The sequence below is a fragment of the Streptomyces flaveus genome (assembly GCF_014647675.1).
GTDB lineage: Bacteria > Actinomycetota > Actinomycetes > Streptomycetales > Streptomycetaceae > Streptomyces > Streptomyces flaveus.
This window is the reverse complement of record NZ_BMPQ01000021.1, coordinates 125,690-144,166: the sequence shown is the minus strand read 5'-3', so window position 1 is coordinate 144,166 and position 18,477 is coordinate 125,690. Positions and strand designations below refer to the sequence as shown.

14 protein-coding genes are annotated in these 18,477 nt (G+C 68.9%); 8 read left to right on the top strand and 6 right to left on the bottom strand.

Annotated features, from left to right (window positions below; translation table 11 throughout):
• Positions 1-124 precede the first annotated feature (124 nt).
• Positions 125-1,126: a DNA-3-methyladenine glycosylase family protein gene (locus IEZ21_RS32315; RefSeq protein WP_189325372.1), complete on the top strand. Its 1,002-nt coding sequence runs from the start codon at positions 125-127 to the stop codon at positions 1,124-1,126.
• A gap of 155 nt (positions 1,127-1,281) precedes the next feature.
• On the opposite strand, the gene manB is transcribed toward IEZ21_RS32315, so the two are convergent.
• Positions 1,282-2,364 (bottom strand): mannose-1-phosphate guanylyltransferase, encoded by a 1,083-nt coding sequence (manB, locus tag IEZ21_RS32310; RefSeq protein WP_189325371.1) that lies wholly within the window; start codon positions 2,362-2,364, stop codon positions 1,282-1,284.
• 120 nt (positions 2,365-2,484) lie between these two features.
• A complete protein-coding gene (locus IEZ21_RS32305) occupies positions 2,485-3,864 on the bottom strand; it encodes a peptidoglycan recognition protein family protein (RefSeq protein WP_246568345.1) in 1,380 nt (459 codons plus the stop codon).
• A 129-nt stretch (positions 3,865-3,993) separates the two neighbouring features.
• Here IEZ21_RS32305 and IEZ21_RS32300 point away from each other — a divergent pair, with 129 nt between their 5' ends.
• The 4 genes from IEZ21_RS32300 (at position 3,994) to IEZ21_RS32285 (ending at position 9,906) form a co-directional block, all read left to right on the top strand.
• Positions 3,994-4,749, top strand: a complete 756-nt coding sequence (locus IEZ21_RS32300; RefSeq protein ID WP_189325369.1) for a TIGR03089 family protein — start codon at positions 3,994-3,996, stop codon at positions 4,747-4,749.
• Between the two features lie 259 nt (positions 4,750-5,008).
• Positions 5,009-6,181, top strand: coding sequence for an LCP family protein (locus IEZ21_RS32295; protein ID WP_444544981.1), 1,173 nt, complete (start codon positions 5,009-5,011; stop codon positions 6,179-6,181).
• Between the two features lie 240 nt (positions 6,182-6,421).
• The gene (locus tag IEZ21_RS32290; RefSeq protein ID WP_189325368.1) at positions 6,422-8,167 is read left to right on the top strand and encodes an LCP family protein; all 1,746 of its coding nucleotides are present in this window, start codon (positions 6,422-6,424) and stop codon (positions 8,165-8,167) included.
• A gap of 77 nt (positions 8,168-8,244) precedes the next feature.
• A complete protein-coding gene (locus IEZ21_RS32285) occupies positions 8,245-9,906 on the top strand; it encodes an LCP family protein (RefSeq protein ID WP_189325367.1) in 1,662 nt (553 codons plus the stop codon).
• 22 nt (positions 9,907-9,928) lie between these two features.
• Here IEZ21_RS32285 and IEZ21_RS32280 read toward each other — a convergent pair whose 3' ends face one another.
• Complete coding sequence (locus tag IEZ21_RS32280) at positions 9,929-10,951, bottom strand: glycosyltransferase family 2 protein (RefSeq protein WP_189325366.1); 1,023 nt, start codon at positions 10,949-10,951, stop codon at positions 9,929-9,931.
• 218 nt (positions 10,952-11,169) lie between these two features.
• Here IEZ21_RS32280 and IEZ21_RS32275 point away from each other — a divergent pair, with 218 nt between their 5' ends.
• Both IEZ21_RS32275 and IEZ21_RS32270 read left to right on the top strand, forming a co-directional pair.
• On the top strand, positions 11,170-12,618 hold the full coding sequence (locus IEZ21_RS32275) for an LCP family protein (protein ID WP_444544980.1): 1,449 nt from the start codon (positions 11,170-11,172) through the stop codon (positions 12,616-12,618).
• Positions 12,619-12,819: 201 nt separating this feature from the next.
• Complete coding sequence (locus tag IEZ21_RS32270; protein WP_189325364.1) at positions 12,820-14,088, top strand: LCP family protein; 1,269 nt, start codon at positions 12,820-12,822, stop codon at positions 14,086-14,088.
• Positions 14,089-14,204: 116 nt separating this feature from the next.
• On the opposite strand, the gene IEZ21_RS32265 is transcribed toward IEZ21_RS32270, so the two are convergent.
• The 3 genes from IEZ21_RS32265 to IEZ21_RS32255 form a co-directional block, all read right to left on the bottom strand.
• Positions 14,205-14,567, bottom strand: coding sequence for a four-helix bundle copper-binding protein (locus tag IEZ21_RS32265; RefSeq protein WP_033326651.1), 363 nt, complete (start codon positions 14,565-14,567; stop codon positions 14,205-14,207).
• 147 nt (positions 14,568-14,714) lie between these two features.
• Positions 14,715-15,131, bottom strand: a complete 417-nt coding sequence (locus IEZ21_RS32260) for a VOC family protein (protein WP_033326715.1) — start codon at positions 15,129-15,131, stop codon at positions 14,715-14,717.
• Between the two features lie 10 nt (positions 15,132-15,141).
• Positions 15,142-15,516, bottom strand: a complete 375-nt coding sequence (locus IEZ21_RS32255; protein ID WP_211270931.1) for a helix-turn-helix transcriptional regulator — start codon at positions 15,514-15,516, stop codon at positions 15,142-15,144.
• 385 nt (positions 15,517-15,901) lie between these two features.
• Between IEZ21_RS32255 and IEZ21_RS32250 the strand changes: the two genes are divergently transcribed.
• Complete coding sequence (locus IEZ21_RS32250; RefSeq protein ID WP_189325363.1) at positions 15,902-18,292, top strand: ATP-binding cassette domain-containing protein; 2,391 nt, start codon at positions 15,902-15,904, stop codon at positions 18,290-18,292.
• Positions 18,293-18,477 lie beyond the last annotated feature (185 nt).

Below are 18,477 nucleotides of genomic sequence, written 5' to 3'. Positions count from 1 at the left end.
TGTGCCCGGTGCGGCGAGAGTGCGTGCCGGGCGGCGTGGGGGCGTGCCCGCACTTCCCCGGGGTCGCTTAGTCTCTTAGAGCACCTCAGCGCCCCGCGCTCCCGACACCCCTAGGACCCCGCCCGTGGCCGGACGTTTCGACCCCCGACCGACGCGTACGACCGTACGCGGCGGGCATGTCGCCGCCGCCGGGCGCGTGACGCGGCAGGCCGCGGCGCCTGGGCGTACGCGTAGCTGGACGCTGCCCGGGCCGCTCGATCTGGGGCTCGTGCTCGGGCCGCTGCGGCGTGGGCCCGCCGATCCGACGTTCCGGGCCACGCCGGACGGGGCGGTGTGGCGGGCCAGCCGTACGCCCGCGGGGCCCGGGACGCTGCGGGTCTCGATGCGGGGCGGGGTCGCCGTGGGGGAAGCCTGGGGGCCCGGGGCCGACTGGCTGCTGGAGCAACTCCCGCGGATGCTCGGGGAGTTGGACGATCCCTCCGCCTTCGAGCCACGGCATCGGCTGGTTGCGCTCGCGCGGCATCGGCGGCCGGGGCTGCGGCTGACGCGTACGGGGCTGGTCATGGAGTCGTTGATTCCGTCGATTCTGGAGCAGAAGGTCACGACGCAAGAGGCGTACCGGGCCTGGCAGTTGCTCGTACGGAAGTACGGCGTGCCGGCGCCCGGACCCGCGCCCGGACGCATGTATGTCATGCCGGAGCCGCGGACCTGGGCGTTGATCCCCTCGTGGGAGTGGCATCGGGCCGGGGTCGACAACAAGCGGGCGTCGACGATTCTGCGGGCGGTTCGGGTGGCTCGGCGGTTGGAGGAGGCGGTGGGGTTCGAGCCGGTTGCCGCGCAGGCCCGGCTGGAGCTGGTGTCCGGGATCGGGCCCTGGACCTCGGCGGAGACCGTGCAGCGCAGTCATGGGGCGGCGGATTCGGTGACGGTCGGGGACCTGCATCTGCCGGGGATCGTGGGGTATGCGCTGGCGGGTGACCGGGATGCGGATGACTCCGTCATGTTGGAGTTGCTGGAGCCGTATGCGGGGCAGCGGCATCGTGCGGCTCGGCTCATTCTGCTGAGCGGCCGCACTCCGCCTCGGCGTCAGCCACGTATGCCCCGCGGGGATATTGGACGGCTGTGACTGTCCCTGGGGCTTCGCCCCAGACCCCACCGCCAGGGGCTCTGCCCCTGGACCCCGCTGGGGGCTGCGCCCCCAGACCCCCTATCGGCCTGAACGGCCTCGTCCTCAAACGCCGGACGGGCTGAATTTGCCTGGCCCGGGCTCACAAGTGATGCTCACTGATCCGACGAGAACCGCACCGCCCCCTCCGGCAACACCGCGTCGCACCACACCCGTACGCCCTCCCTCAGTTCGTTGTCCGGGCCCACCGTTGCGCCGTCGCCCACCACCACTCCCGTGAGGACGGAGCGGGTGCCGACCTGGGCTCTGGCACCGATCAGGGAGTCCGTGATCACCGCTCCCGGGTCCACCACCGCTCCCGCCAGAACCGTGGAGCCTGAGATCCGCACACCCGAGCCGATCACCGCGTCCTCGCCGACCACCGTGCCACCCGTCAGCTTCGCGTCCGGGGCGACCGTGGCCGTCGGCAGGACGAGGCAGTCGCCGCAGCGGCCGGGGACTGCCGGGGAGGGGGCGCGGCCGAGGACGAGGTCCGCGGAGCCTCGTACGAAGGCCTGGGGGGTGCCGAGGTCCAGCCAGTAGGTCGAGTCGACCATGCCCTGGAGGTGTGCGCCTGAGGACAGCAGGTCCGGGAAGGTCTCGCGTTCCACCGAGACCGGACGGCCGGCGGGGATCATGTCGATGACCGAGCGCCGGAAGACGTACGCCCCCGCGTTGATCTGGTCGGTGACGATCTCCTCGGGGGTCTGGGGCTTCTCGAGGAATGCCTGTACGCGGCCCGAGGCGTCGGTCGGGACCAGGCCGTACGCCCTCGGGTCCGCGACACGCGTCAGGTGCAGGGAGACATCCGCGCCCGAGGACTGGTGGGTGGCGACCAGGGCCGGTATGTCGAGGCCGGTGAGTATGTCCCCGTTGAAGATCAGGACGGGATCGTCGGGGGCGGAGTGAAGGCGGGAGGCCACGTTCCGGATGGCGCCGCCCGTGCCGAGGGGCTCGGCCTCGGTGACGTACTCGATGTGGAGCCCCAGCGACGAGCCGTCGCCGAAGTACGGTTCGAAGACCTCGGCCAGATAGGACGTGGCGAGCACGATGTGCTCGACCCCCGCCGCTTTGGCTCTCGCCAGTTGGTGCGTGAGGAACGGTACCCCGGCCGCCGGGACCATCGGCTTCGGCGTGTGCACCGTGAGCGGGCGCAGCCGTGTGCCTTTGCCGCCGACCAGGAGGATCGCTTCTGTCACCTGTCGTCTCTGCTTCCCTGTGGGGCCGGCCGAACTGTCTGTCGGCCGGCCAGTGTATGCAGACCGTTCGATGGCCGTGGGGAGCCTCTTGAGTGGCCGTGGGGAGCCGCAGCCCCGACCTCATCGGCCCTGGTGGTGGGCCGAACTGGTCCTGGCCTCGTGGAGCTTGGCGTACAGCCGGGCGCCCGGGCACTCGGTGGCGAAGCCGTCCCGGTGTCCGGAGATCACGTTCAGTTGTACGTTCCTGCCTTTTCGGAAGAGGTTGCCACCGGCCGACTTCAGATATGTCTTGCCCGCCGGATCCACCCCGTGGAGGCCGAGCTTCCACGCCGTGAGCCGGGCGACGCCCTCCACCGCGGCCTCCGGCGGCTGCGAGTTGCCGAAGTTGCCGAGGACGGCGATCCCCATGCTGTTGCCGTTGAAACCGAGAGTGTGGGCGCCCTTGACCGGCTTGGCCACGCCCCCGGCCCGCCCCTCGTAGATGTTTCCGCACTTGTCGACGAGGAAGTTGTACCCGATGTCACGCCAGCCACTGCTCTTGACGTGGTAGCGGTAGATACTGCGGATGACTGAACCGGCTTGCGAGCAGGAGTAGTTGTTGCCCGAGGCGCTGTGGTGCACGAAGGCGGCCCGGACGGACTTGGTGTAGCTGAAGTTCCGCTCGCGCAGGCCCTCGTCCGCGCCCCAGCCGCGGCGGGTGACGATGCGCGGCCGCGGGCCGATGTACGGGTTCGTGGCCGCCCCCTCACTCACACGGGTCTTGAGGAAGTCCTCCTGCGTCTGCTTGCGGGTCAGTTCCGGGATGACGGTGGCGCCGAGCGGTGCGAGGTCGGCGTTGGCGGCGGACGCTGCGGCGGACTCGGCGGTGAGCGAGCCGGCGTTCGGGGCTTTCAGTTCAGGACCCGCGGGCGGGGGCTCGGTGCCGGGGTCGACGAGTTCGAGGCGCAGTCCGCCGGGCAGCGGTTGGCTCGTGACGGCCTGTCCGTCCTCGGCGTGCGTCTTGGCCTGTACGCGCACCTCCACGCCGTCCGACTCCCCCACCCACAGCGGTGCCGTGGAGCCGCGTACCCGCTCGGAGGTGCCCTCGTCGGTGTCCGGGTCGGCGGCGTGCTCCATGCTGTGCGTCTCGATGTCCTGCCAGGCGGACCACTTGGCGGTGTCGGCGGAGCGTGTACGGACCTGGACCCGGCCATTCAGTTCCGTGTCCGGGTCGTCCCAGACGACGCCGACCAGCGAGAAGCGGGTTACGTCGCGCCGGTGCAGCCCCTGCACGGAGGCGGCGCCGAGGGCGCGGTCGCGGGTGAGCGGGGCGAGCGGGAGCGACTTGGTACTGCCGGGGACGGCCTGCGTTTCTGGGACGGCCGGCGCTTCCGGGGCCGCCCGTCTCTCGGCGGTCGCGGGTCTCGAGGTGCCGGCCAGAGCGGCGGAGGGGGACGTCAGCGGGAGGGCCAGGGCGGCCGCACACGCCACGGCGATCGAGGAAGCAAGGTATCCACGCATGCCCCTGATCGTGTACATAACGATACTTATCTGTCCATCCGGGACTTGACGGACCGTCTGCTGGCACTCGCCCGAACCGGTGGCCCGGCCTCCCCCGCCCGGCCGAGGGCCCGCGTACGCTTTCCTCTCGTGACCGCCACCGACCGCACCCCTGCCGACCTGCTGCGATCCGCCCTCGCCGCGGACCCGGCACGCCCCCTCGTGACCTTCTACGACGACGCCACCGGCGAACGGGTCGAACTGTCCGTGGCCACCTTCGCCAATTGGGTGGCCAAGACCGCCAACCTCCTCCAGGACGAACTGTCCGCCGAGCCCGGCGAACGGGTCGCACTGCTGCTGCCCGCACACTGGCAGACCGCGGTGTGGCTGCTCGCCTGCTCCTCGGTGGGCGTGATCGCGGACGTCGAGGGCGATCCGGCTGCCGCCGACCATGTCGTCGCGGGGCCGGGCCGGTTCGAGGCGGGGCTCGCCTGCACCGGCGACCGGGTCGCGCTGTCGCTCGCGCCACTGGGGCGCCGCTTTTCGGCTCCGCCTGAGGGGTACGTCGACTATGCCGTCGAGGTCCCCTCGCAGGGTGACCGTTTCCAGCCGTACGCTCCCGTGGACCCGGAGGCGGCTGCGCTGATCGTTGCCGGGGCTGAGTTCACGGGGGCGGAGGTTGTTGAGCGGGCTCGGGCCGATGCCACGGGGTTTGGGCTTACGGGGCCCGGGTCGCGACTGCTGTCGGGGCTGTCTTACGACACGTGGGAGGGGCTTAGCGCCGGGCTGTACGCGCCGCTTGCCACGGGGGCCTCTGTGGTGCTGTGCCGTCACCTGGATCAGTTGGGTGAGGATACGGTGGCCAAGCGGATCGAGAGTGAACGGGTGACGGCGACGAAACGCTAGCCGCGGATGGTTCGGGGGTTACGGGCCGTATGGCGGCTTTCCGTCCGTCGTGGCTGGTCGCGCCCACGCGGCGGAGTCGCATGTTGATACAGCCCCGCGCCCCTTAAGGGACGCTCCCCGTACCGCCCCGCAGAGAGGCACCCCCGAGAAATCCCCCATCTGGCCCAGCCCTCACCCCCGCCCGCAGGCCCCCCGCCCCCACCCGGTCCATGGTCGTAAGAGCACGACACGCTCGTACGCCGTGAGGGGTGGATCCGAAGTGAGCGGCACCGGAGGCGTTGGACCCGGTCGGGGCGCTTCGCCCACCGGGGCCGGAGGTGTGCGGCGGCGGTGGCTCAGGTATCTGGCGGTGGGGGTCGGGCTGGGGCTGCTCGCGGCGGCGGGGGGCGGGTGGGTGGTGTACGAGAAGCTGGACGGGAACATCACGGCGGACGAAGCCGCCGCGGCCGAGCTCGCCCGGTACGAGAAGGAGCGGCCGACCGCGTTGGTGAAGGGCGCGCGGAACATTCTGCTGATCGGGTCCGACTCGCGCTCGGGCGAGGAGAACCGCAAGTACGGGCGGGACTCCGGCACCGAGCGCTCCGACACCGTGATCCTGCTGCACCTCGCGGCGAACCGGCGCAGCGCGACCGCCGTTTCGATACCGCGCGACCTGATGGTGGACGTGCCCGGCTGTCGGCGCCCGGACGGCAGCCGCAGCAAGCCGGTGTTCGCGATGTTCAACTACGCCTTCCAGGCCGGGGGTTCGGCCTGCACGATCCGTACGGTCGAGAAGCTGACGGACATCCGGGTCGACCACCACATGGTCGTGGACTTCAACGGCTTCAAGGACATGGTCGACGCGGTCGACGGCGTCGAGGTGTGCCTCAAGGAGCCGATGGACGACCGCGCGGCGAAACTGCGGCTCCCCGAGGGCAGGGTGAAGCTCGACGGCGAGCAGGCCCTCGGCTACGTACGCGCCCGCAAGAGCCTCGGCGACGGCAGCGACACCGAGCGGATGGAACGCCAGCAGCGGTTCCTGGGCGCGCTCGTCAGCAAGGTGCGCGGCAATGACGTACTGCTGAATCCCGTGAAGCTCTATCCGGTGCTCGACGCGGCGACCTCGGCGCTCACCACGGACCCGGCGCTGGCGAACCTGCGGGGCCTGTACGACCTGGTGCGAGGTCTGCGCGATATCCCCACCGAACATGTGCAGTTTCTGACGGTGCCGAGGGAGTCGTACCCCTACAACCCCAATCGCGACCAATTGATGGAGCCCGAGGCGGAGAAACTCTTCGAGCGGCTGCGCAGGGACGACCCGGTAGAGGTCGCGGACAACTCCGACAGTCAGAGCGGCAAATCGGGCGGAAAGCGGAATGACGGACCCTCATCCACGCCCAGCCCGGCGCCGACTTTCCGCGGGAACACGGCGGCTGATGACCCGTGCGGTTAAGCCCCGAACGTGTCTACGGGTAAAGGGCACGTCAAGCCGGGGAACATTCGTCCAAAAGTATGGGGCGGATTGCCCAGTTGTAAGACGTGCAATTTGTCACCGGCTCCCCTTGACGGTGATCCGGCCGGATAGTGTGAGCGGTCCGGTGCACCCGATGAGGTCATGCACTGCTTGAACGAGACCAGGCGCCTTTTGAGGGGAGAAGGCGCCGCGTGGCCCCGACGGAGGACTGACACAACCGTGGACGCGCAAGGCCGAGGGCGGGCGGACAATATCGACCCCGCAGACCAGTGGGTACTCAATCCGAACACCGGTGACTACGAATTGCGACTGGGTCATTCCGCAGCGCAGCCGTCGGTCCCCGGCCCCCGCTCTTCCAGAACCGCGACCGCAGGTACCGCCGCACCCCCGCGCGGCCGTACGGCGCCGGGGCGGGAATACCGGGGAACGCCTCAGGCGGTGCCGTCGCCCGACGTACCCGGCCCACGCAGGCGGCGCCCGCCACAGGGGCCGCCGCCGAGTCGTCGCAAGGTCAGGCAGCAGAAACCCAGGGGCAAGAAGATAGCGCTGTGGACCGCCGGCACCGTGGCCTTCGCGCTGGTCGCCGTCTCGACCGCGGGCTACATCTACGTCAAGCACCTCGAGGGCAACGTCAACACGACGGACGTCGGGAGCGCGGGCGCGGGGAACTTCAGCAAGGACAAGGCCTTCAACATCCTGATCATCGGTACCGACAAGCGCACCGGTAAGGGCAATCAGGGGTACGGCGACGTCAACAACATCGGGCACGCCGACACCAACATCCTGCTGCACGTCTCCAAGGACCGTACGAACGCGACCGCGATGAGTATTCCGCGCGACCTGATCGTCGACGTTCCGGACTGTCCCACCAAGCAGGAGGACGGCACCACCAAGATCGTCGCCGGCTCGCAGGGCGTCCGCTTCAACTCGAGCCTCGGGGAGGGCGGACGGGATCCGGGCTGCACGATGCGTACGGTCAAGGAGGCCACCGGCATCTCGGTGGACCACTTCATGATGGCCGACTTCAACGCGGTGAAGACGCTGACGTCGGCGGTGGGCGGGGTCGAGGTCTGTCTCACCGAACCCGTCGATGACGAGGAGTCGAAGCTCAAACTGCCCGCGGGCACGTCGACGGTCGAGGGCGAGCAGGCGCTCGCCTTCGTCCGCACCCGGAAGAGCTTCGGCAACAGCGGCGACCTCGACCGCATCAAGGTGCAGCAGCAGTTCCTGGGTTCGCTGATGCGAAAGATGTCCTCCAGCGACACTCTGACCAGCCCTACAAAGCTGGTGAAGCTGGCGGAGGCCGCCACCAAGGCGCTGACCGTCGACACCGGCATCGGCAAGGTCAGCACGCTCAAGGACGTGGCCCTGGAACTGAAGAAGGTGCCGCCGAAGAACGTCTCCTTCGTGACGGTGCCGGTGAAGGACAACCCCACCGAGCGGATCAAGGCCACGGTCGTCGTCGACGAGACGAAGGCACCCGACGTCTTCTCGATGATCAAGGACGACGTTTCGTTCACCGCGGTGAAGAAGCAGCAGCAGAAGGAGAAGGCGGCGGTCGCTGCCCGCCTCAAGGGCACCAAGGCCGCCCCCGCGGACGTACGCGTACGGGTCCTCAACGGCGGCGCCGCCCCGGGCTCCGCACAGGAAACCCTCAACTACCTGCAGATCGACGAGGGCGTGACCAAGTCCGAGAACGCGGGTAACGCCGAGACGACCCTGAAGAAGACAACCCTCGAGTACGCTCCCGATCAGGCAGACCAGGCACGCAGGCTCGCCGACATCATGGGCCTGTCCGGGTCGGCCATGAAGCCGGGTGAAAGCGTGACCAACTCCCAAGGGCTACCGGCGATCACGCTGACCCTGGGAGAGGACTTCGAGGGGGCTGGGGAATCCCTCACCGCTCCGTCGACGACGCCGGATGTGGACAAGTCCACGGCGGACAAAGTCGAGTGCGCCAATTGACCTGAACGGCCTGCCATGCGTCTACCAAGGCGTATGGCAGGCCTGTTCCGTGGCGCAGGGGTGGGGAGGGCAAGGGCATGACACAGAGTGGTGTCCGTGGGAGACCGACGCGATCACGCGTCGGACAGGCTCGGGACCTGGGCCGGGATGACGGTCCGCACGAGGGCGCAGGGCCGGCCGACGGCGGTGACGGCGGCGGTGCGGGAGGCAGACGGCGCGGCAGCAGAAGACGGCCGCGGGGCAAACGCGGCATACTCCGCTGGTCCGCGACAACTCTGTCGGTACTGATACTTGGCACGGCCGGCGCCGGATACGTCTACTACTGGCATCTGAACAACAACCTCGACAAGGGCGAGCGCAGAAGCGGAGACTCCGACGCCAAGAAGGCGGAGCCGAACGCGGCCGGCCAGACGCCGCTGAACATCCTGCTGATCGGTTCCGACAGCCGTAACTCGACGGAGAACCTGGAACTGGGCGGGAGCAAGGAGAGCGTGGGCACCAAGCCGCGGGGTGACGTCCAGATGCTCATCCATCTGTCCGCGGGCCGGAAGCACGCCTCGGTGGTGAGCATTCCGCGCGACACCCGGGTCGACATCCCCGAGTGCGAGGACCCCGAGACCGGCGATACCTACCCGGCGACCAACGACATCATCAACGCCTCGCTGGCCCGCGGCGGAGCCGGCTGCACGCTGGCCACCTGGGAGAACCTCACCGGTGCCTATATCGATCACTGGATGACGATCGACTTCGCGGGCGTGGTGAAGATGGCGGACGCCATCGGCGGTGTCGAGGTCTGTGTGGAGCAGAACGTGCATGACCGCCCGCTGCCCGGCGTCCCGGGTGGCTCCGGTCTCAAGCTGGAGAAGGGCAAGCAGAAGGTCCAGGGCAAGCAGGCGTTGCAGTGGCTGCGTACCAGGCACGCCTTCAAGAGCGACCTCGGGCGCGCCGAAGCCCAGCACATGTACATGAACTCGATGATCCGCACGCTGAAGAAGCAGAACGTCTTCACCGACACCGGCCGGCTGATGAACCTGGCCGAGGCGGCCACGGACTCCCTGACGGTCTCCGAGGAGATCGGCTCGGTCGATGACCTGTACGGACTCGGCATGCAGCTCAAGACGGTGCCGACCGACCGCATCACCATGACGACCATGCCGACCGTCGAGGACCCGCAGAACCGCAACCACCTGGTGCCGAACGGTGCGGACGCCGAGAAGGTGTGGGCGATGGTCCGCGACGACGTGGCCTTCGACAACAAGGGAAAGAAGTCGGACGCGAAGAAGAAGCCTGCCAAGGAGCAGGCCTCCGGCGACCCGGCCGCCGAGGACGGCGAGATCGGCATCGTGGTGCAGAACGGCACGCGCTCCTCCACCCTCGCTCCGGTCGGCGGGCGTGCGAACGCGGTGAGCCAGTCGCTCGTGCAGAAAGGCTTCAGCAGGGCGACGGCCGACGGGACGGTGGCTCTCGCCGAGGACAAGACGGTGGTCCGCTATCCGAGTGCCGAGTTGGAGGGCGATGCCCAGCGTGTCGCCAAGTCGCTGGGGATTCCGCTGAGTTCGGTGAAGAGGTCGACCGATGTCTCCGGCGTCACCCTCGTCGTGGGCGCCGACTGGCGTGAGGGCTCGGCCTATCCGAAGCAGTCCAAGCCCGAGGCCGGGGATGTCCCCGACTCAGCCGACGCCCTGAACGGCTCGGACAGCGACAAGTGCATGCCCGTGTACGAGCCCTACCGCTGGTAGTTCCCCAGCATCGCCGCGGTGCTCAGCTCTCCGTGAGCACCGCGGGCCGCCGGGAGGCGATGACCTTCCTGGCCAGTGAACGTGGGCTGGTCAGGAAGCCCCACCCCCACGACATGTGCATCGTGGCGAGGGCTACGGGGATCTGCAGGCGTGCCTTGAGCGGGAGGCCCTTGCCCGCCGGTACGGAACCGGCGGCGATGGCCGCGAGATAGCCGCCCGGGATGACGAAACCCCAGGGGGTCAGCGCGGCGCCCGCCACGAGGCCCGCCGCTATCGCGCACACCGCCACCGGCGGAGCGAGGTAGCGCAGGTTGATGGAGCCCTCGTGGTAGCGGGCGACGACGTGGCGCCAACGGCCGTAGTCCTTGTACTGCTTGGCGAGGGCGCGCACCGAAGGCCTGGGCCGGTACGAGACCTTCAGCTCCGGCGAGAACCAGATCAGGCCGCCCGCCTCCCTGATCCGGAAGTTGAGCTCCCAGTCCTGGGCGCGGATGAACTCCTCGTTGTAGCCGCCCTGTTGCTCCAGAGCCTCGCGCCGGAAGACGCCCAGATACACGGTCTCGGCGGGCCCGGCCTCGCCACCGGTGTGGAAGACGGCATTGCCCACGCCGATCTTCGACGTCATGGCCGCCGCCACCGCGTGCTCCCAGTCGTTCTCGCCCTCGGCGTGCATGATGCCGCCGACGTTCTGCGCGCCGGTCTCCTCCAGAAGGCGTACGGCGGTCGCGATGTAGTTCGGCGAGAGCATGCCGTGCCCGTCGACACGGACGACGACGGGGTGCCGGGACGCCTTGATCGCGGCGTTCAGCGCGGCCGGCGTACGGCCCGTCGGGTTCGGGACGGTGTGCACGCGGGAGTCTTCTCGTACGAGCTCGGCCGCGATCTCGTCCGTACGGTCCGTGGAGGGACCGATGGCGATCACGACCTCCATCTCGCCGTCGTACTCCTGGGCGAGGATCGCTTGGACGGCTCCGCGCAGATGCCGCTCCTCGTCGAGGACGGGCATGATCACGGACACGGCGGGGAGTCGCCCGTCGGAATTCACGTGCTGGGCTTCCTTCTCGTCTTTTCGGCTGGGGGTCCGGCCCGCCGCGCAGCGGCTGTCAGGCGCAGTCCCCCCGGGAAATGCAGTATCAGGCCGTACGTTACCGCGAACGGGGGACACGGAAGCGCGCCGTCCGGCTTGCCGCTGCGGGCCGCAGATCATATGGGCCTACGGTTCTCAACGGACCCCCACACCCGGCCGACGCGGAGGTGTCCTCCTTGCCCACGCCGCCCCGCAGACCCGCTCGCCCTCCGCGGCAGCACCCGGCGCGGCCGCCCGTACAGCGCAAACGGTCACGGTGCGCCATGCGCGTGGTGACCTCGCTCTCCGTGGTGGTACTCGCGGCGGCCGGCGTCGGGCACGCGGTGGTCACCGGCGTCGACGCCGACATCGACCGCGTCAACCCTTTCAAGGACATGAAGAACCGGCCCGCGCAGGGCGACGGCATGAACGTCCTGCTGGTCGGCACCGACGGCCGCGAGCGGATCAGCAGGGCGGAGCGCAGGAAATACCGCCTGGGCGGCCTGCCCTGCCGCTGCACGGACACCGTGATGATCGTGCACATCTCGCAGGACCGGAAGCGGGCCAGCATCGTCAGCCTGCCCCGCGACTCGTACGCCGAGACACCCGCGCACACCGACCGCCGCACCGGCGAACGGCACCGCCCGCACGCGCTCAAGCTCAACGCCGCGTACGTGGAGGGCGGGCCGCAACTGACCGTGCGTACCGTCGAGAACATGACCCGCGTGAAGATCGACCACTACCTGGAGGTCGACTTCACCAGCTTCATGAAGACGGTGGACGAGCTCGGCGGCGTACGGATCTGCACGGTGCGCCCTCTGAAGGACTCGCACACCGGCCTGAACCTGCCCGCCGGGGAGCACGACCTGAACGGCGGCCAGGCGCTCCAGTACGTACGTTCCCGGCACATCGACGGCACCGCGGACCTCAGCCGGATGCAGCGCCAGCAGCGTTTCCTGGCCGCGCTGGTCGAGCGGGCCACCTCCTCCGGTGTGCTGCTGAACCCGATGAAGTTCCGCGATGTGACGCAGACCGTGCTCGGCTCGGTGCGGGCGGACAAGGGCTTCGGGCCCGGCAAGCTGGTCGATCTGGGATGGGCGATGCGGAACTTCTCGCCGTCGTCCTCGGAGTTCGTGACCGTCCCGATCGGGCGGATGGATTTCCCCGTGAAGGGCATCGGCTCGACGCTGAAGTGGGACGCGAAGAAGTCGGAGCGGATCTTCCGTGCCCTGCGCGAGGACAAGCCCCTCGCCCCGCACCACACCCCCTCCAAGGCCGTACGCGTCGACGTGGCCCCGCAGCAGATCCGCGTCCAGGTCGAGAACGGCACGACCACACCGGGCCTCGGCCGCCACATCGACCACGCGCTGTCCGCGACGGGCTTCAACACGACGGGCGTCCCGACGAACGCCCGCGACCGCTCCGTCGACCACACCCTCATCACGTACGACCCCGGCTGGAACCGCTCGGCCAAGTCCCTGGCGGCGGCCCTGCCGGGCAGTCGGTCGCGGGCGGTCAAGGGCCAGGGCCCGACGCTGAGGGTGATCGCGGGCTCGGACTTCGAGCGGGTGGCGAAGGTACGGGCGGAGGATGCGCGGCACGGGGAGGCCAGGGTGGTCACGGGGGACGAGGTGGGGTGTCCATGAGGCGGCGGGCCGCGGACCGTGCGGCTTGACGGGAATCCTGACCGGAATATCGCATTCCGGTCGAGGAGCCTGTTCTGCCCTGCCCTTTCTCTTTATGTCAGTCTCTGCAAGGTCCGGTTTGCATCAGCTTTGCAACGGGGGTGGTGTGATTTTCCGTCGACTCTTGTAAGCCGGGCCGTTCGGCACTGCACACTGGGGCGCATGAACAATTGGCCCGAGGGATGGCACGGAGACAACGGCGGCGACCGTTACGGCCGCGGCAGCGCGAACGCCCAGCCCGAGGGCGCGCGCGTGATGCGGCAGGTGGGGCGCGGCCCGGGCTCGGGCCCGTCGGCACCGCCACGGGGCGGGGTCCCGCCGCAGCCCCCCTACGACGACGGATACGGCTACGCCGACGACAACTTCAACAGCGGCTACAACACGGGCCAGGTGTACGGCTCGTCGGGCGGCGGCGGTCCTGAAGGGCCCGCGTCCCACGGCCGGGCCGCGCCGAACTGGCGCCGCCGGATCAAGTGGACCGCGATAACGCTGGTCACGCTGCTGATCGTGGCCTCCGTGAGTACGTACTTCTGGGCCGACTCGAAGCTCAAGCGCGACGTCGACCTGTCCAAGGTGATCGACCGGCCCGAGGCGGGCGAGGGCACGAACTACCTGATCGTCGGCTCCGACAGCCGCGAGGGCCTGTCCGCCGAGGAGAAGAAGAAGCTCCGTACGGGCTCCGCCGAGGGCAAGCGCACGGACTCGATGATGATCCTGCACGTCGGCGACAACGGGAACACGATGATCTCGCTGCCGCGCGACTCGAACGTCGAGATTCCGTCGTTCAAGGGCTCCGACTCCGGCAAGCTCTACGAAGGCACCGGCCGCCAGGTGAAGCTGAACGCGGCGTACGCGGAGGACGGACCCGAACTGCTCGTGCGTACCGTCGAGGCGAACACGGGCCTGCGCATCGACCACTACGCGGAGATCGGCTTCGCCGGCTTCGCGAAGATCGTCGATGCGATCGGCGGCGTGGAGATCACGATCCCCCCGGGCGGCATGAAGGACACCAAGTCCGGCGCCGACTTCGAGGCGGGCAAGCAGACCCTCAGCGGCGAGGAGTCCCTGGCCTTCGTCCGTACGCGATACGCCCTCAAGGGCAGCGACCTGGACCGTACGAAGAACCAGCAGAAGTTCCTCGCGGCCCTCGCCAGCCAGACGGCGACGCCGTCCACGGTCCTGAACCCCTTCAAGCTCTACCCGACCATGGGCGCCGGCCTCGACACCCTCACCGTCGACAAGGACATGTCCCTGTGGAACCTGGCCTCCATGTTCTGGGCCATGAAGGGCGTCACCGGCGGCGAGGGCAAGTCCATGAACATGCCCATCTCCGGCAACGCCGCCAACGGCAACCTCCAGTGGGACGAAGCCAAGATGAAGACCCTGGTGGAGCAGCTGAAGAACGACGAGAAGGTGACGGTTACGGAGTAAAAGGCAAAGCCGGCAAAGCCCGCTTCACAGGCACCTGACGGATGTCTGGGAAGCGGGCTTTTGCGTGCCGTCCTTTCGTGCCGCGACCGGGTCAGCCGAGGCTCATGCCATAGCCCTCAGGCCGTGGCGCCGGACATCGCGCGGCACGTCTGCGCACAGTGGCGACACGCCTCGGCGCAGCGCATCATCTGCGCGTCGTCCGGCATCGCCATACACGCCTCCGCGCACATCTCGCACGCCCGCGCGCACATGGCGCACATCTCGGCCGACATCGGCGACCTGCGCATCATCATGTCCGAGCACATACGGGTCATCTCGGAGCAGTCCATGAGCGCGCGCATGATCTGCATCTGGGCCTGGCCGCCCATCTGCATGCAGGAACTCATGGTCTCCTCGCACACGCTGTGGCAGTTCATGCAGGCCTCGACGCAGTCCTGCATCTCCTTGCTCATCGGGCTCATGGTCTCGGGCTGCTGCATGGCTCCTCCTAGGAGTGGTGGGGTCCCGGAACGGGTCCCCATGCCCTTCCGTGGTACGCCTGCTGCCCGCCGCGCGCCATCCGGCGGACAGCAACAATCCACCACAAAGCCCGCCAAGGCCCGCCAAGAGCCCACTTCCCCGCGAAATCACTCCTTGCGGGGCTGGTTGAAACGCAGCATGTTGCCGGCGGGGTCGCGGAACGCGCAGTCGCGGACGCCGTACGGCTGGTCCATCGGCTCCTGCAGCACCTCGGCGCCCGCGCCGCTGATGCGCTCGAAGGCGGCGTCCACGTCGTCCGTCACGAAGATGACGCCGCGCAGCAGGCCCTTGGCCATCAGTTCCGCCAGGGCCTGTTTGTCGGCCGGTGAGGTGCTCGGGTCGGCGGCGGGCGGTTCCAGGACGATGTTCACGTCCGGCTGGGTGGGCGAGCCGACGGTCACCCAGCGCATCCCCTCGAAGCCGACGTCATTGCGTACCTCGAGGCCGAGTACGTCGCGGTAGAAGGCGATCGCCTTGTCGTGGTCGTCGACGGCGATGAAGCACGAGGAAAGTTTGATGTCCATGCCGTTCACGCTACGACCGGGCGGCTGGAGGTGCTTCTCCATTCCTGACCGGTCGTGTGTGGATCTTGGCGATGCAGGCCGGGATGTCGGCGCCGTCGTCGTGATTACGGGCCCGGTAGGCGCTCGGGCTCTCGCCGACCAGCTCGCTGAAGCGCGAGCTGAACGACCCCAGCGAAGTACAGCCGACCGCGAAGCAGACCTCGGTCACCGTGAGGTCGCCGCGCCGCAGCAGCGCCTTGGCCCGCTCGATGCGGCGGGTCATCAGGTAGCTGTACGGCGTCTCCCCGTAGGCGGCGCGGAAGCTGCGGGAGAAGTGGCCCGCCGACATCAGGGCCTCGCGCGCCAGCGCCGGGACGTCGAGCGGCTCGGCGTAGTCGCGGTCCATGCGGTCGCGGGCGCGCCGCAGCCGGACGAGGTCGTCGAGCTCCTGCCGTTTCACGCGGTCAGTTTCCCATGCAGGACGACCGGACCGGTCAGGAACGGAGAAGCGCGGGCCACAAGGCCGCTCCTAGCCTGACGTCCATGGAACTACTCCCTCCTCGATCCCGCGGGCAACATGATCCGCATCAACGAGCTGAAATGAGCCGTCCGTTGCTGATCCGCGACGGCCGCTGGCCGGTTTGCGGCGATCCGTTGCCGTGCACCGCGCCGACGAAGTAGAACCAGACGTACTGCCGGAAAGCCGATCAGATCGAGCCGGGCGACACCCACGGAGACCGCGCAGGCGGCCCCGCCCAGCAGAAGCCCCCTCAACAGAACACGGAGTCACGATGAACAGGGCCCCAAGCACGGGCGCGCAGTCGTCTGCACCGCACGTCGCCGACAGCCACGATCTGATCCGCGTGCACGGCGCGCGCGAGAACAACCTCAAGGACGTCAGCGTCGAGCTCCCCAAGCGCCGGCTGACGGTGTTCACCGGCGTCTCCGGCTCGGGCAAGAGCTCGCTGGTGTTCGCCACGATCGCCGCCGAGTCGCAACGGATGATCAACGAGACGTACAGCGCCTTCCTGCAGGGCTTCATGCCGAACCTGGCCCGGCCCGACGTCGACGTACTCGAAGGGCTCACCACCGCGATCATCGTCGACCAGGAGCGGATGGGCGCCAACTCCCGCTCCACGGTCGGCACCGCCACCGACGCCAACGCCCTGCTGCGCATCCTGTTCAGCCGACTCGGGAAGCCGCACATCGGCTCGCCCCAGGCCTTCTCCTTCAACGTCGCCTCGATCAGCGGGAAGGGCGCGGTCACGATCGAGGGCAGTCATGGCAAGACCGTGGAGCGGCGGAGCTTCTCGATCACCGGCGGCATGTGCCCGAACTGCGAGGGCACGGGCCGGGTCACCGACTTCGACCTGACCGCGATGTACGACGACAGCAAGTCGCTCAACGAAGGCCCGTTCACCGTTCCCGGCTACAGCGCCGACGGCTGGTACGGCCGTATCTACAGCGGCTGCGGCTTCTTCGACCCGGACAAGCCGATCCGCGAGTTCACCGAGCGCGAGCTGCACGACCTGCTCTACAAGGAGCCGACCAAGATCAAGGTCGAAGGCATCAACCTGACGTACGAAGGCCTGATCACGAAGCTGCAGAAGTCGATGCTGGCCAAGGACCGGGAGGCGATGCAGCCGCACATCCGGGCCTTCGTGGACCGGGCGGTCACCTTCACCGCCTGCCCCGAGTGCGGCGGCACACGGCTCAGCGAGGCGGCCCGGTCGTCGAAGATCAAGGGGATCAGCATCGCCGACGCCTGCGCGATGCAGATCAGCGACCTGGCCAAGTGGGTGGGCGGCCTCGACGAGCCATCGGTGGCACCGCTGCTCGGCACGCTGCGGCACACCCTCGACTCGTTCGTGGAGATCGGCCTCGGCTACCTCTCGCTCGACCGGCCCTCGGGCACGCTGTCGGGCGGCGAGGCACAGCGTACGAAGATGATCCGCCACCTCGGCTCCTCGCTCACGGACGTCACGTACGTCTTCGACGAGCCCACCATCGGCCTGCACCCGCACGACATCCAGCGCATGAACAACCTGCTGCTGCGGCTGCGCGACAAGGGCAACACGGTGCTCGTCGTGGAGCACAAGCCGGAGACCATCGCGATCGCCGACCACGTAGTCGACCTCGGTCCCGGCGCCGGCACGGGAGGCGGCACCGTCTGCTTCGAGGGCACCGTCGAGGGGCTGCGAGCCGGCGACACCATCACCGGCCGCCATCTCGACGACCGGGCCACGCTCAAGGAGACGGTACGCAAGCCCACCGGCGCGCTGGAGATCCGCGGCGCCACCGCGAACAACCTCCAGAACGTCGACGTCGACATCCCGCTCGGCGTACTGACCGTCGTGACCGGCGTCGCCGGCTCCGGCAAGAGCTCGCTCGTACACGGGTCGATCCCGGCCGGCGCGGGCGTGGTGTCGATCGACCAGGGCGCGATCAAGGGCTCACGCCGCAGCAACCCGGCGACATACACCGGACTGCTCGACCCGATCCGCAAGGCCTTCGCGAAGGCCAACGGCGTGAAGCCGGCCCTGTTCAGCTCCAACTCCGAGGGCGCCTGCCCCACGTGCAACGGCGCCGGCGTCATCTACACCGAGCTGGGCGTGATGGCCACCGTCGCCACCCCCTGCGAGGAGTGCGAGGGGAAGCGGTTCCAGGCCTCGGTCCTCGAGTACCGCCTCGGCGGGCGCGACATCAGCGAGGTGCTCGCGATGTCGGTGACCGAGGCCGAGGAGTTCTTCGGCGCCGGCGAGGCCCGTACGCCCGCCGCGCACAAGATCCTCGACCGCCTCGCCGACGTCGGGCTCGGCTACATCACCCTCGGCCAGCCCCTCACCACCCTGTCCGGCGGCGAACGCCAGCGCCTCAAGCTGGCCACCCACATGTCCGAGAAGGGCGGCACCTACATCCTCGACGAACCCACCACCGGCCTCCACCTCGCCGACGTCGAACAACTCCTCGGCCTCCTCGACCGCCTCGTCGACTCCGGCAAGTCGGTCATCGTCATCGAGCACCACCAGGCGGTCATGGCCCACGCCGACTGGATCATCGACCTGGGCCCGGGCGCCGGCCACGACGGCGGGCGGGTCGTCTTCGAGGGAACGCCAGCCGACCTGGTCGCGGCGCGGTCGACGCTTACGGGGGAGCACCTGGCTGAGTATGTGGGCGGCTGAGGCGGGCCTCCACGTATGCCTGGGGCGCGGGCATCAGATCGCCCGCGCCACCCTCAAGTCACGGACGGTGACTCCTCCGGGGCACTCACTCGGGTGAGCTGGGTTGATGCGCCTGCGGCGCTGACCGTGAGTCCGCCATGCTGGACGACGGTTCAGGACGCCGACGTGGAGGAGGAGGTCAATGC

Coding starts and splice junctions, on each gene's coding strand:
- IEZ21_RS32285 (WP_189325367.1), top strand. CDS start 8,245: ATGACACAGAGTGGTGTCCGTGGGAGACCGACGCGATCACGCGTCGGA.
- IEZ21_RS32250 (WP_189325363.1), top strand. CDS start 15,902: ATGAACAGGGCCCCAAGCACGGGCGCGCAGTCGTCTGCACCGCACGTC.
- IEZ21_RS32255 (WP_211270931.1), bottom strand. CDS start 15,516: ATGGACCGCGACTACGCCGAGCCGCTCGACGTCCCGGCGCTGGCGCGC.
- IEZ21_RS32265 (WP_033326651.1), bottom strand. CDS start 14,567: ATGCAGCAGCCCGAGACCATGAGCCCGATGAGCAAGGAGATGCAGGAC.
- IEZ21_RS32270 (WP_189325364.1), top strand. CDS start 12,820: ATGAACAATTGGCCCGAGGGATGGCACGGAGACAACGGCGGCGACCGT.
- IEZ21_RS32260 (WP_033326715.1), bottom strand. CDS start 15,131: ATGGACATCAAACTTTCCTCGTGCTTCATCGCCGTCGACGACCACGAC.
- IEZ21_RS32305 (WP_246568345.1), bottom strand. CDS start 3,864: ATGCGTGGATACCTTGCTTCCTCGATCGCCGTGGCGTGTGCGGCCGCC.